The following is a 13340-nucleotide window of genomic DNA, read 5'->3' on the forward strand; positions in this document are numbered from 1 at the left end:
TGGCTATAAGATATATTAAAAAGGCTTATGCCCTGATGGAATAAAAAAATAAATATGTATAATAAAAGGTCAGTAAAGGCCCGGGCAGAATAGATGTGTCTGATCAGGCCTTTCCGTGTCAGGCTTACAGCAACCAGGCGTAACTAAACTTGGCAAAAAACGTCTTGTTGTCTTTGCTGATTTTACTCAAATCGTCATCCTGATATCCATTGTCAGAATATCCGGCAAAAAACACGGTCTGTGGATTCAGCTTATAAGCGTAAAGCAATTGGGTGCTCAGGCGTTTATAGTGACTGTCTACATCATCAATGTAGTTGGCCTGATTACGGCGAATATCCGTTTTAATGAAGGCCAGCCTCAGATAACTGTTAATGTTAAACTGATAGGTGAAGCGCACGTCGCTCAGGTTCGCTGTAAACACTTCCATACCTTCAGCGGTGAGCTTTTGATACGTATGACGAAGTCGGATCTCAAAGTGCTGACCAAGGTAGAAGTCCAGCAAAGGGCGTATGTAACGCTCGTCCGCCATGCGATTATTGGCTAAATCAACGCGGTTACCTCTGCGTAAGGTGAGCCCACTGAATACGCCTGGTGCGGGTTTACTCTCCAGGTAAATCCATTGCGTGTTTTCGGTAAATAAATCCGTGTTGCCATCAATAGCCAGACTGGTTTCGTCATGGCGTAACCCGGTACGCTTACGATGGTCGAAACCAAAATCAATGATACTTTGCAATGGTCCGCTGATAGCAATATTACTCTGGACTTCTTTTTCCAATAATTCACCGTTTTCATTGTGGCTGATATCCCAGTCAGTATACCAGCGTGTGCGGTTCCACCAGGTGTTTTCGTCACCATACCAACGGTATTCAAACCCAGTAACAAACTTATTGAAGTCTACTTGCGACAAGAACCCCATGTCGGCACGCAGGGCGGCATCATAGTTGCGATAGCTGGCAAAGGCTTTCCAATGCTTGCGGTTATGACGATAGTCCAGCATATAACCCAGGCCTTGATTATCATCTTCAAGCTGAGTGCGCAGTACGCTTTCGTCTATTTCACAGTCTTCCAGTGTTTCGTCATCACAAAGCTCTTTGACCATAGCCGGATCATAGTCTGTTTTTGACGTTAAGATCTGTGCTTTGAACGTATCGTTCGCAGTGGGCTCGTATTTACCGTCCAGGCTGAACAGCTGATTCTTGTAATCATTACTTTGCCGGGTTGTGGTTAATGCGCCTACAGAGAGTGTCTCGTCGGCATCATAGCGGTAGCGCAGTGCAGCATTTTCACTTTTTTGTTCTAATGAAACGACATTGGACCCCAGGTTCCCAGGCACCATCACATTGGTAAATTCATCGTTAGTGACAAAAGCGGCATAGGTGTGGCCTTGCTTGCTACCGGTCAGTTTGGCACCGTAATCCGGCGCAGCAATGTTACGGGTGTGCAATAAATTGATGTGTGTGGAAAAGTAGTCTGCATTGTCGAGGAAGAAGGCCCGTTTTTCCGGGAAGAACAAGCTAAAGCTGTTATTTACACTGAGTTGACCATTGTCGGCTTCTACTTGAGAAAAGTCCGGGTTGAGCGTCGCATTTAGTGTTGTGTCTGGGGTGATTGCCCATTTGACATCCAGCCCGGGTTCATAGTTGGTGTCGTTTTCCCAATCCGGGATTGTGCTGCCATCAATGTCTCTGGTTTGCTGGCGGCTGACGACCGTCGAGGGGATCACGGCAAGGTTGCTGCTTTGCTGCGCGCCAGAAAATCCGGTGTATGCTGGCATCTGGCAAACCCAGCATTGATTTTCATGGGCGATTTGCATGCTGGAAATGCGCAGCCTTTCGCTACGTGGGTAAAAGCGCAGAAACTCCATGGCCATGGTTTTGGTGTCCTGGCTGTTATCAAAATTGAGTACACGTAAGGGGATCTCTACTTCAACCACATACCCAGATTCATTGATTTGTCCGGCAGAGTCCCAGATGCCATTCCAGGAATCGTCCTCGCTGCCACTGAGTACATTCTCTATCGAATCTTGTTGAACACCCAATGGGTTGATGAAAAATTGATAAGCACTGCGACCTGTGTTGAAGGAGTCTATTTTTATGCCGACCAGGTCATCGTTCCAGTTGCGGTCCCGGTCGCGGAAAAACGCTCTGATCTGGCTGGGGTCTGGATCTTTGGCATCAAATGCCAGAAATAACGACTGACCATTTTCGAACACCCGTACACTGGTGTGCACCGGGCTTGGCGTATTTTCATAAGGCCAGGTGACATTATCGATGGTAATTACTTTGGCCTGTTGCCATATAGTCTCGTCTAGTTTCCCGTCAATAGATACGCTGGCATTGAGATAAGGAATAGCAGGCTCTGCTGCACAGGTGGAGGCACTGAACCATAAAGAGGGAACAGCGAAGCACAGTGAACTTAAAACTTTATTTAACATTATTAAAGGGGTCGATAGCACAACTTTGATGGCACATTAAATAACAGAGATACGGTGTAAACAATTGTTTATCGTTTAATAGCGAACTAGCGGGGTTAAGTGGTATTTTATTTCTATTTTGTGAACAGTCAGTCAACTCGTATCGCACAACTATGTACCTGCATTGTCATTCCATGGTAAAAAGGCGCATCTGTTTTTTTACTCGGGCGTGTTGTATGTCTCTTATTTTGAAACTTGTCGCTGGTATTTTCGCCGGTGTTCTGGCGGGCTTTTATCTGCCTATGCTGATGGTCGAACTGCTTTACACTGTAAAAGTGATTATTGGTCAGCTTATCTCCTTTACTATTCCGCTTATTATTTTGTTCTATATCGCATCAGGCATTGCCGGTTTGCCTAAGGCATCAGGGCATTTACTTGGGAAAACGGTTGGTTTTGCCTACGGCTCAACTGTGATTGCAGGTACTTTGGCGGTGGTGCTGGTCAGTATGGTTATGCCTATGTTTGATGGCAGTGTGGCCTATCAGGCCGCAGAAGCAACGAAAGTAGAGAGCCTTATCAAGCTTGAAGTCCCCCCTCTGATGGGCGTGATGACCGCACTGGCTACTGCTTTTGTGTTTGGTATTGGGATCAGCCAGCTTCACCTGACACAGCTGAAGCAGGTTGTGGATCAGGGGCGCGATGTCATTGATGCTTTACTTGCTAAAGTGATTATCCCGGCTTTGCCATTTTATATCGCCGGCGTGTTCGCTGAGATGGCGGTTGCGGGCACGGTAGCGGATACCCTGAGTACGTTTGGCGTGGTGTTGCTGGCTGCAGTTGCCATGCATTGGTTGTGGTTGGCATTTTTATATATCACCTCAGGCGTGTTGTTAAAACGCAACCCGGTGGAGTTGATTAGAAATATGCTGCCGGCTTATTTTACCGCAATCGGTACTATGTCCAGCGCCGCGACGATCCCGGTTTCCCTGCGAGCCAGTAAATCCAATAAGGTGAAAGAGGAAGTCGCTAACTTCACTGTACCTTTATGTGCAACTATCCATCTGTCTGGATCTACAATTACCATTGTTACCTGTACTATGGCTGTGATGTTGCTTTCACCAACGATGGCTTTACCCTCGCTGGCTGAGATGCTGCCTTTCATCTTTATGCTGGGTATCGTTATGATTGCCGCACCAGGTGCGCCGGGCGGGGCGGTTATGTCTGCTCTGGGATTACTCAGTACCATGCTGGGCTTCGATGAAAGTGCGGTTGCGCTGATGATCGCTTTGTATCTGGCACAGGATAGTTTTGGTACCGCTTGTAACGTAACGGGTGATGGTGTGATTGCATTGTGGGTAGACCGTTTTTCGGAGCGGGATCTAAAATTACACGGCAATTCTTAGTCTTACTGTCATACTAAAGGCTGTTTTTACCCTAATTGGAAACTGGAATTGATTATGCTTTGCAATTTTCTGTGTTACTCTTGCAGAGCATAATCGCACACCATCTGTGTGCAATAATGGATGTATAATGCATTCATTATCAGACGATTATATAAATGACATTTGGCAGTTATTGCCATTACCAAGGCTAGTGTGAGGGTGACCCGTTGATTAACGTACTTTTAGTTGATGATCATGAACTTGTCAGAACCGGTATAAAGCGCATTCTGGATGACGTGCGCGGGTTTAAAGTGGTCGGAGAGGCTAAAACGGGTGAAGAGGCGGTCAGTTACTGTCGCCAAAGTGAACCTGATATCGTGTTAATGGATATGAATATGCCAGGTATCGGCGGTCTGGAAGCAACAAAGAAAATTTGTCGCTACTGCCCGGACGTTAAAGTGATTGTACTGACCGTGCATTGTGAAGATCCGTTTCCCAGCAAGGTCATGCAGATTGGTGCACATGGTTATTTAACCAAAAGTGCAGGCCCGGATGAGATGATCAATGCGATCCGAGCTGTCAATGCAGGCCAGCGTTATATCGCGCCCGAAATTGCTCAGCAAATCGCGCTGGCGCAATTCAGTGGCAAGGTAGATGAAAATCCGTTCCAGTCTCTGTCTGATCGCGAACTTCAAATAATGCTGATGATCACCAAAGGTGAAAAAGCGCAGGACATTGCGGACAGGCTTAACCTAAGCTCTAAAACAGTGAATAGCTATCGCTATCGTATGTTCGAAAAGCTGAATGTCAGTGGCGATGTTGAGCTAACACACCTGGCCATTCGCCATAAAATGATTGATATAGACAGCTCTCACTAAGTGAGTCAGTTGTTCTAAGTAAGAGACAAGTCTCAACCATGGCAGTGTTTGATAGTCAGGCGTTTCTCAGAACGCTGACCACGGAACCTGGTGTGTATCGTATGTATGACGAAGACCACCAGGTTATTTATGTCGGTAAAGCTAAAAACCTCAAAAAGCGCGTCAGCAGCTACTTTCGCAGCAATATTCCAGATGCCAAGACCCGGGTCCTTGTGAGTAATATTCGTCATATCGAAGTGACCTTGACGAATACAGAGACCGAAGCGTTATTACTGGAAAATAACCTGATCAAAAAATATCAGCCCAGGTACAATATTCTCCTGCGTGATGACAAATCATATCCTTATATTTTACTGACCGATCATCGTCACCCCAGGCTAGCCTTTCATCGTGGTTCCAGAAAGAAAAAAGGCGAGTACTTTGGCCCATTTCCCAGCAGTGCCGCAGTATCCGAAAGCTTGCGTCTGATGCAGAAGATTTTTCCCGTCAGACAATGTGAAGATGCTTACTACCGGGCGCGCAGTCGTCCTTGTTTACAACATCAACTAAAGCGGTGTTCCGCACCTTGCGTAGCAAAAGTCAGCGATGATGACTACGCTGAGCAGGTTGATATGGTGCGCCAGTTTCTTAGCGGTAAGTCACACCAGGTGATTGCCACTTTGGTCGGTAAAATGGAGCAGGCGAGCATGGCACTCAACTTTGAAGCGGCGGCTAAGTATCGGGATCAAATTGCATTGCTACGGCAAATGCAGGAGCAGCAGTCCGTGGCCGGTAATTTTGCCGAAATGGATGTGATAGGTTTTGCAGAACTAAATGGCTTGTGTGCGGTTCATATGCTCATGATCCGGGAGCACAAAGTGTTGGGGTCCAAAACGTTTTTCCCTAAAATACCAAAAGACTCAGGCCGTGAGGAAATTCTGACCAGTTTTGTCGGCCAGTATTACGTGTCTACGGGTAGTCATGGTCGGATTGCCAAAGATATAGTGCTGCCCTTTGAGATTGCTGAGTTAGACGATTTGGCAGCAGCGCTCACCCAGGTTGCCGAACGTAAAGTACAATTACGGGTAAACGTTCGAGCAGAGCGGGCACAATATCTGGAGCTGGCCAATAAGAATGCGCTCAATAGCATTATGGTCAAGCAAAATGCACAGGATTCTATCGACAAACGGTATGCCAGATTAAAAGCTGCGCTTGGCCTGTCTGATATCAATCGTATGGAATGTTTTGATATCAGTCATACCATGGGCGAAAACACCGTGGCATCCTGTGTGGTATTTGACGGTCAGGGGCCTAATAATCGTGAATATCGTCGCTATAATGTGACCGGAATTACGCCGGGAGACGACTATGCGGCCATGGCGTTTGCACTGAATAAGCGCTACGGCAAAGTCACTGATCCCGATAAAGTGCCTGATATTATTTTCATTGATGGTGGTAAAGGCCAGTTATCCAGAGCAGAATCTTTCTTTGAATCCTGGACGCTGGATAAGTTACCTATGCTGATTGGTGTGGCGAAGGGCACTAGCCGTAAGCCTGGTTTGGAAACTTTGCTCATTGATGGTGGGCGTAAAACCATTAATCTGGAAAGCGACTCACCAGCATTGCATCTGATCCAGCATATCCGCGACGAATCTCATCGTTTTGCCATTGCGGGGCACAGAAGCAAGCGCCAGAAACAACGTACTCAATCGGTTCTGGAAGAAATAGAAGGCGTTGGCCTGAAGCGACGCCAGGCACTACTCAAATACCTTGGAGGAATGCAAGGCGTAAAAGCCGCCAATATACAACAACTAAAACAAGTGCCCGGGATCAGCCCTCAGCTGGCTGAAAAGATATTTAACCATTTGCATGACAAAGCTTAAGCGTTCATGCGAACATAGTAAAAAAGAGTCTCTCTTAGTAGTTATGTGGAACATTCCAAACACGCTCACAACATTTAGGTTGTTACTTATTCCTGTTTTCGCAGTGGTCTTTTACTTGCCTTATTCATGGGCGTTTTTTGCTGCCGCTTTTATCTTCTGGCTGGCATCAGTGACTGACATTCTCGATGGCTATCTGGCACGCAAGCTGGAACAATCAACGCCATTTGGCGCTTTTCTGGATCCTGTGGCTGACAAAGTGATGGTCAGTGTGGCACTGGTCGTATTAGCAACGCATTATCAGAACATGTTTATGACGGTAGCCACCATTGTCATTATTAGTCGTGAAATTGTAATCTCTGCTTTGAGAGAATGGATGGCAGAGCAGGGCAAGCGCGGTCATGTGGCTGTATCTTCTTTAGGTAAGTTTAAAACGGCAGCACAAATGTTGGCCATTATTGGTCTTATCTGGCAGTTTGCTCCCTGGATGGTGACATTGAGTTATGCATTGTTAGCCATTGCAACTTTGCTAACTGTGGTGTCTATGGTGCAATATTTCTACGCTGCCCGTACGGAATTGATTAAATCTTAGTTTAGGTTGGCTGAATACAAAGCGTTTTAGATAAAAAATAAGCAAACGATTAAAAAGCTTCATTTTTTATGTTGACGCCTCCCGGAACTTCTGTAGAATGCGTCCGTGTTGAGAGGCAATAGCCTAACAAAAAGAGAAGTTCAAAACGCTTTAATTTATTGAAAGTATTGAACTTGTATGGAACGCGAGTATAGCTCAGCTGGTAGAGCGCAACCTTGCCAAGGTTGAGGTCACGAGTTCGAACCTCGTTACTCGCTCCAAATTCTCTTTTCTGACTTAGTCAGTTAGTGTGGCGGAATGGCAGAGTGGCCATGCAGCGGATTGCAAATCCGTCTACCTCGGTTCGACTCCGGGTTCCGCCTCCATTTTCTCAACAAACTCCACATGCGAAAGCAGCCCGATGCCCGGGTGGTGGAATTGGTAGACACAAGGGATTTAAAATCCCTCGCTGGTAACAGCGTGCCGGTTCAAGTCCGGCCCCGGGCACCATTGTTTAGAGTGCTTTAACTCAAATAGTTAAATAGGAAAATGCACACTGCATAATCCATTATTACTAATAAGTTAAAAGCTACAGGAACGCGAGTATAGCTCAGCTGGTAGAGCGCAACCTTGCCAAGGTTGAGGTCACGAGTTCGAACCTCGTTACTCGCTCCAATTTAAACAATGAATGCTCTAGCAAACCCGATGCCCGGGTGGTGGAATTGGTAGACACAAGGGATTTAAAATCCCTCGCTGGTAACAGCGTGCCGGTTCAAGTCCGGCCCCGGGCACCATTGTTACTCACAGCTTAGTCGCTTGATATGACAGTAAGATTAAGTTAAAGTGGCGATGATAAAATGCTAAGTATTAGTTCAAATCTAATCAAAAAAGCAACATGGAACGCGAGTATAGCTCAGCTGGATGAATGAAAAAGACGCAACCTTGTATCTTACATTTACCGACTAAGTTAAAAAGCAACATGGAACGCGAGTATAGCTCAGCTGGTAGAGCGCAACCTTGCCAAGGTTGAGGTCACGAGTTCGAACCTCGTTACTCGCTCCAATCTTTCTGATACATTAAGTATCAATACAATGCGGCGGAATGGCAGAGTGGCCATGCAGCGGATTGCAAATCCGTCTACCTCGGTTCGACTCCGGGTTCCGCCTCCATTTCCTTATTAAATCTTCTTAGTTTATTTTTCCAATAACCAGACATAAATCACCGGCACATCATTTTTGTACTGAATTTTCAGGTCAATCAACTCACCGCTGACATGTTCGTTGATGGTAAACTCGCTGCTTTCGAGCAGGTAGTGCCCTTTGTGTTGTGTTACTGCAACTTGCGTCTCTATCGTGATCCCTTTGTTCTTTGCAAGCTCGATCAGCGCATCCTGAATGGCGAGCCTGATGGCTGTGCTGAGCAGGTTATCTGAGGTCATAGTGCCATCTTCACCAAAGGCCCCCAATACAAGCTTGCCCTGTTGCGTCATGTCATTAATATCTGGCAGCACTGGCGCATTGAGCACAGCCTGGTCTACGGGCTTATACTGGCCTATCAGCGTTGAACCATATTGACAGCTTTGATGTAAAGCCAGGCGTGTGGGCGTGCCCCGGGCATCGACTTCACCGTTGCGATTGTAGTTCACCTCATGGTGTACGTTTCCTTGATAGCTGATAGCCCGCTGTTTTAGATATTCTTTGGCATTGACCTGGGCCTGCATCAGAAAGCTCGCGACGGTCGTTGCGTTGCGTTCGCTAATCTGGAGCTGCTCATGCGGCGACGCGGTATAGTAACTGACACCCAGGACCTGGCTGTGCGTATCATTGTCGCATAGCCAGGCAAGCTGACACTGCACAAAATCACATTGGCGAACAGCACAGGTAGCACTGGTTTTCAGTGGCTCGAAGCTGACGTAACTGTATTGTGTATCTTCGGTGTTAAAGGGCGTAGAATAATAGACTGTGTGGCCTGAGGATAAAGCTTGCATGGGTTGATCATGTGTGACGTTTTGCACATCACGGCGTTGCAATTGAATATTGTAGTAGGCTGCGAGTTTCTTCAGTGCCCGGGTGCGACTGGCCAGCTCCGAACCATTGGGGGTAGCACTGAGTGGGGCTGCGGTGCCGACAAAGCCAAGTTGATTGGCTTGTTTTGGAGACTGAACCCAGCAGGGCAATGTGCTTTCTTTCGGGGCTTGGGGGAGCTGAGAGCGCATTTTACAGCCACTGAGTACCAGGGTTCCAAGCAGCAGGCTACAAAGCAGAGGTGAGTGAACAGTCATTCCTTGTCCTATATTGGGTTAGTGGGGGTTTTCCCTTAAAGGTAAATCGAATTCTACCATCAGGCCACCCTTTTCTCGGTTGCGTAACCTTAATTGACCCTGATGAGCCGTGATGATGTCATGACACAGGCTTAAACCCAGCCCGGTTCCTTGTGCTTTGGTTGAGTAAAAAGGTTGCAGTGCCTGATGTAAATTACCTGACAGGATCCCAGAGCCTCGATCGACAACGGCAAACCTCAGGCGTGTTTGGGATTGCACCACTCTTACAGCGATCTCAGCCTTGTCACTCCCTGATTCATGGGCATTTTTGAGCAAATTCAGTAAAACCTGTTCAACTTGCGCAACGTCGAAGTAGCCGGTGTCCACAGGAACCGTTCCCAGCAAAGTAAAAGGGTACAGAGCCTGCAGACGTTCGAGTAGCGGTGTAATCGCATGGGCTGCGCAGCTGGGCGCTGGCAAGCGCGCATATTCAGCATAACGCTGGATAAACTCGCTGAGGTTATGAGCGCGTTGTGACACGGTATCCAGCATGTCTGGCAGCAGCTCAAGGTGCTTTTGCTGGCTCAACATGGTTTGTGCCGAGCCCGTCAGCGACTGGATCGGGGCCAGCGAGTTATTCAATTCATGGCTTATCAGACGAATGGCATTTTTCCATAACATGATCTCTTCGCGGTTTTGTTCTGCAGAGACGTTTTTGCAAATGACCAGACTATGTGGCTGGTAATTCAGCGTGACAGGTTCAACTCCAAGGTAATAGGTATGTTTTTGTTCCTGTTGCTCAAAACTCAACATGCCTGTATAACCGCTATTGAGCGCCTGAGCCAGCGCTGTCGGTAAGTTATCACAAGCGATTTCCAGTGAGCTGCCTGTGAGCGCGCCTGGTTGTTTGTGCAACAACTGGCGAGCAGCGGCATTGTGATAAACAATGTGACGCTGTTTATCAAGTAACAAGGTTGCCATAGGGGAGGCCTGAACTATGCTGTCCAGTACCAGTTCTTTTTGATTCAGCTTTTGTTTTTGTTGCTTGAGGTTTGTGGTGAGCTGGTTATATAAGTCGATCAGCCTAGCCAAATCAGGATCCGGAGTCGGTGAAATGCGCAGTGACAGATCGCCATCCTTGATACTTTTGATCCCATCTTCCAGCGTGGCCAGTATGCGCTGTCGACGTCTGGTATAATGGCCCAGCAGCAAAAACAACATCATCAATGACACCAATAGGATCACTGAGCAGGCAAAGAGCACCGGAACCTGATGGTGCAGCGCAATGGCCAGTGCAAGCAGTGCACACGTAAGCACACAACCACTGCTGAGCAATATTCTGCCTGAAAAAGACCAATGTGAGGACGTGCTCATCGCTTGATCCCGAACTTGTCCATGCGGCGGTACATGGCCTGACGACTCAATCCCAGGCTTTTTGCCGCATGGGTGACGTTACCCTGATGTTTGTCCAGTGCCTGGGTAATATCTTCGATACTAAATTCGTGATTGACCATGGTTGAGGCTGAGGTGCTCAGTCCCAGATCTGCGGCCTCAATCTGTTGTCCACTGGCAAGCAGCTCAGCCCGACCTATGACATTTTGCAGCTCGCGAACGTTGCCCGGCCAGCTGTAGCGCTTGAGCAAACGTTGGGCACCTTCACTAAGTACTTTATCTGTGGCTAAAAAGTGTTGGGCAAGTGGAATTATGTCGTCAGGGCGCTCTGCCAGTGGTGGCAAGCGAAGCTCAATCATATTGAGCCGATAGTATAAATCTTGCCTGAATGTGCCTCGCGCTATGGCTTCATTGAGGTTGGCATTGGTTGCGCTGATCACTCTGACTTTAACTCGCTGGGTTTTACTGCTGCCAACGGCTTCGAACTCGCCGGTTTGTAGCACCCTCAATAGTTTTTGCTGGCCTGTCAGTGGCAGATTGCCAATTTCATCGAGGAACAGGGTGCCCCCATCGGCGGCAGCAAACCGGCCTTCACGACTTTTCGTGGCCCCGGTGTACGCGCCACTGACGACACCAAACAGCTCAGCTTCAATCAGATCAGCAGGCAGTGCACCAGCATTGACGCGAATAAAGGGCTTATCCCGGTAGGCGCTATTGGCAACCAGGAGTTCTGCAATTTTCTCTTTACCTGCACCGTTGGGCCCGGTGATTAACACTTGCGCGTCGGAGTAAGCTACCTGTGTTGCCGTTTCAAGCAGTGACAGCATAGCCTGATCGGCAAAGATCAGACCGCTGAGATCATAGTGTGCGCTCAGCTTATCTCGTTTGAGCTTGAACTGTTTGTTGCTGCGCGTCTGGGATTGTTGTAGCTGATACATCTCCAGCAGGTTATTGACCGAACTGAGCAATTTATCATCCTGCCAGGGCTTGGCAATATAATCTGCGGCACCGTGCTTAATTAACTCTACGGCCATTTCCAGCTGAGCCCAGGCGGTCAGCAGGATAATGGGCAGGTCCGGGTTGAGTGCTCGGATCTGGTGGTACAGGGCCTTACCCTCTTCGCCGGAGGTGGTGTCACTGGTAAAGTTCATATCCTGGATCACTAAGTCGTAATCCTGGGATTGCAGCATTGCCAGCCCTTGTTCAGGCGAGCTGGCACCTTCGCAGTCGATGTCATTTATTAAAAAAAGAATCTTAAGCGCTTTTATGACATCTGTATTGTCATCAATGACGAGAATTTTATGTTGCATCGTGTTTTTATCGTTATTGTTGTAAATATGAAAGGGCTTCTCAGCCCTTATTTTAATTGGTTTTAGTAACCCTGGCCGGGGCTATATTAGCTGCTTTACGAACAGGAATATAGACCGCAACGGCGCTGAGTAGCCAAACTGAGAGCGCAACCACCAGGGCGAGCCAGGGTTCAACCAGGCCTTGTGCGCGTAAATGGGTGACAAAATAATTGTTTAACCACAGGGCCGCGAAACTACCCAACAGAATTCCCGCCAGTGCCAGCAGGGCGTTTTCCATCAGCAGTGCCTTGAGCACAGTATGCTGACTGGCACCCAGTGCACGCAGGATCCCAATGTCTTTTTTACGGATAGAGACCGAAAAGGAAACCAATCCAATAATGCCAAATCCGGTCACGGTAATGGCGATAACACTGATCCCTATCATAATGAATGCAAATGTACTACGGCCATCCCACAGGCGTTTTTTCGCTCTGGCGGCAAACTCAACCCGCTCTACGATCCGTCCGTGTTGCAGATACAATTGATCTTCAACCTCCTGAAGAATGGCTTCGCTGGTGCCTTTTTTGACTCTCAGTAAGTAATTTACATCTGCGCTACCAAAGTGCGCCTGAGGCACGATGGTAGAGTGGTACCAGTGTTGTTCATAAACCGCATTTTCTCCCAGCATCTTATTAGCATACACGCCGATCACTTGGTAGGGGCGACGGGCACGTTGTAAGTAGATGGTCTGACCCAGTGCACTTTGCTCGCCAAATAGCGTCTTGGCGAGGGCTTCGCTGATCAACACGACACTCGCGTAGCGATTTTGTGAGGTTCCAGCATAAACAAACTCATTGGGGTAGAAGTCGCGTCCTTGTGTAATGTTTAATCCCAGCGTAGCTACCCCCTGTGAGGTTACGTCAAATTGGGCGTTTTCAAAGCCTGCATCATCTTCCTGGATGGTTTTATATACCAGGTTACTGCCTGCGACAGTCGCCAGTACCAGTTCATTGCTGGCGTAGGTCGCTTGAGTCACGTCAGGCAACGCGCTGAGGTTAGTTAAATCCCGTTGTATCAGGGCCGATTTATCCACCTGATTGTCGAATACCTTAGTGTAAACGTTGAGTATCTCCACTTCGTCCAGGTGGGAGGGGATCAACCAGTTTTTGAGCGTCCCATAGCTGATAAAACTGGCGTTGCCGACTATGGTCACCGCAATGGCAATTTGGATCAGGATCATCAAGGAAATATTGCGGTGTTTAAAGATGATTTTGAGTATATGTTTGAGTGACATAG

Annotated in this window: 9 protein-coding genes and 7 tRNA genes; 11 read left to right on the forward strand and 5 right to left on the reverse strand. The window is 47.7% G+C overall.

From position 1 onward, the window contains the following. Nucleotides 1-124 precede the first annotated feature (124 nt). The gene (locus AT705_RS00445) at nucleotides 125-2434 is read right to left on the reverse strand and encodes a carbohydrate binding family 9 domain-containing protein (protein ID WP_058795030.1); all 2310 of its coding nucleotides are present in this window, start codon (nucleotides 2432-2434) and stop codon (nucleotides 125-127) included. Between the two features lie 215 nt (nucleotides 2435-2649). Between AT705_RS00445 and AT705_RS00450 the strand changes: the two genes are divergently transcribed. The 11 genes from AT705_RS00450 to AT705_RS00500 all read left to right on the forward strand — a co-directional run bounded on the left by AT705_RS00450 (nucleotide 2650) and on the right by AT705_RS00500 (nucleotide 8272). Then, nucleotides 2650-3816 (forward strand): dicarboxylate/amino acid:cation symporter, encoded by a 1167-nt coding sequence (locus tag AT705_RS00450; protein ID WP_058795031.1) that lies wholly within the window; start codon nucleotides 2650-2652, stop codon nucleotides 3814-3816. Between the two features lie 206 nt (nucleotides 3817-4022). Beyond that, on the forward strand, nucleotides 4023-4673 hold the full coding sequence (gene uvrY / locus AT705_RS00455) for a UvrY/SirA/GacA family response regulator transcription factor (RefSeq protein ID WP_010385932.1): 651 nt from the start codon (nucleotides 4023-4025) through the stop codon (nucleotides 4671-4673). 38 nt (nucleotides 4674-4711) lie between these two features. Next, nucleotides 4712-6535 carry an excinuclease ABC subunit UvrC gene (uvrC, locus tag AT705_RS00460; protein ID WP_058795032.1) on the forward strand — a complete coding sequence of 608 codons (1824 nt, stop codon included), beginning with the start codon at nucleotides 4712-4714 and terminating at the stop codon, nucleotides 6533-6535. Nucleotides 6536-6578: 43 nt separating this feature from the next. Next, nucleotides 6579-7124, forward strand: a complete 546-nt coding sequence (pgsA, locus tag AT705_RS00465; protein WP_058795033.1) for a CDP-diacylglycerol--glycerol-3-phosphate 3-phosphatidyltransferase — start codon at nucleotides 6579-6581, stop codon at nucleotides 7122-7124. Between the two features lie 184 nt (nucleotides 7125-7308). After that, nucleotides 7309-7384 (forward strand) — tRNA-Gly (locus AT705_RS00470). Between the two features lie 31 nt (nucleotides 7385-7415). Beyond that, nucleotides 7416-7489 (forward strand) — tRNA-Cys (locus tag AT705_RS00475). 37 nt (nucleotides 7490-7526) lie between these two features. After that, nucleotides 7527-7613 (forward strand) — tRNA-Leu (locus AT705_RS00480). An 89-nt stretch (nucleotides 7614-7702) separates the two neighbouring features. Beyond that, nucleotides 7703-7778, forward strand: a tRNA-Gly gene (locus tag AT705_RS00485). A gap of 32 nt (nucleotides 7779-7810) precedes the next feature. Continuing rightward, nucleotides 7811-7897, forward strand: a tRNA-Leu gene (locus tag AT705_RS00490). 192 nt (nucleotides 7898-8089) lie between these two features. Further along, nucleotides 8090-8165: transfer RNA gene (locus tag AT705_RS00495), tRNA-Gly, on the forward strand. Nucleotides 8166-8198: 33 nt separating this feature from the next. After that, nucleotides 8199-8272, forward strand: a tRNA-Cys gene (locus tag AT705_RS00500). A 23-nt stretch (nucleotides 8273-8295) separates the two neighbouring features. On the opposite strand, the gene AT705_RS00505 is transcribed toward AT705_RS00500, so the two are convergent. Genes AT705_RS00505 through AT705_RS00520 form a run of 4 tightly spaced genes read right to left on the reverse strand, consistent with a single transcriptional unit; the run spans nucleotide 8296 to nucleotide 13338 of the window. Further along, nucleotides 8296-9384, reverse strand: coding sequence for a hypothetical protein (locus tag AT705_RS00505; protein ID WP_058795034.1), 1089 nt, complete (start codon nucleotides 9382-9384; stop codon nucleotides 8296-8298). Between the two features lie 18 nt (nucleotides 9385-9402). Beyond that, nucleotides 9403-10737 (reverse strand): sensor histidine kinase, encoded by a 1335-nt coding sequence (locus tag AT705_RS00510; protein ID WP_082668880.1) that lies wholly within the window; start codon nucleotides 10735-10737, stop codon nucleotides 9403-9405. Then, complete coding sequence (locus AT705_RS00515) at nucleotides 10734-12065, reverse strand: sigma-54-dependent transcriptional regulator (protein WP_058795036.1); 1332 nt, start codon at nucleotides 12063-12065, stop codon at nucleotides 10734-10736. Before AT705_RS00515 ends, AT705_RS00510 begins: the two co-directional genes overlap by 4 nt. 52 nt (nucleotides 12066-12117) lie before the next feature. After that, entirely contained in the window at nucleotides 12118-13338 is a 1221-nt protein-coding gene (locus AT705_RS00520; protein ID WP_058795037.1) for an ABC transporter permease, read from the reverse strand. Between the last annotated feature and the right edge of the window lie 2 nt (nucleotides 13339-13340).

The sequence above is a fragment of the Pseudoalteromonas rubra genome (assembly GCF_001482385.1).
Taxonomy (GTDB): domain Bacteria; phylum Pseudomonadota; class Gammaproteobacteria; order Enterobacterales; family Alteromonadaceae; genus Pseudoalteromonas; species Pseudoalteromonas ardens.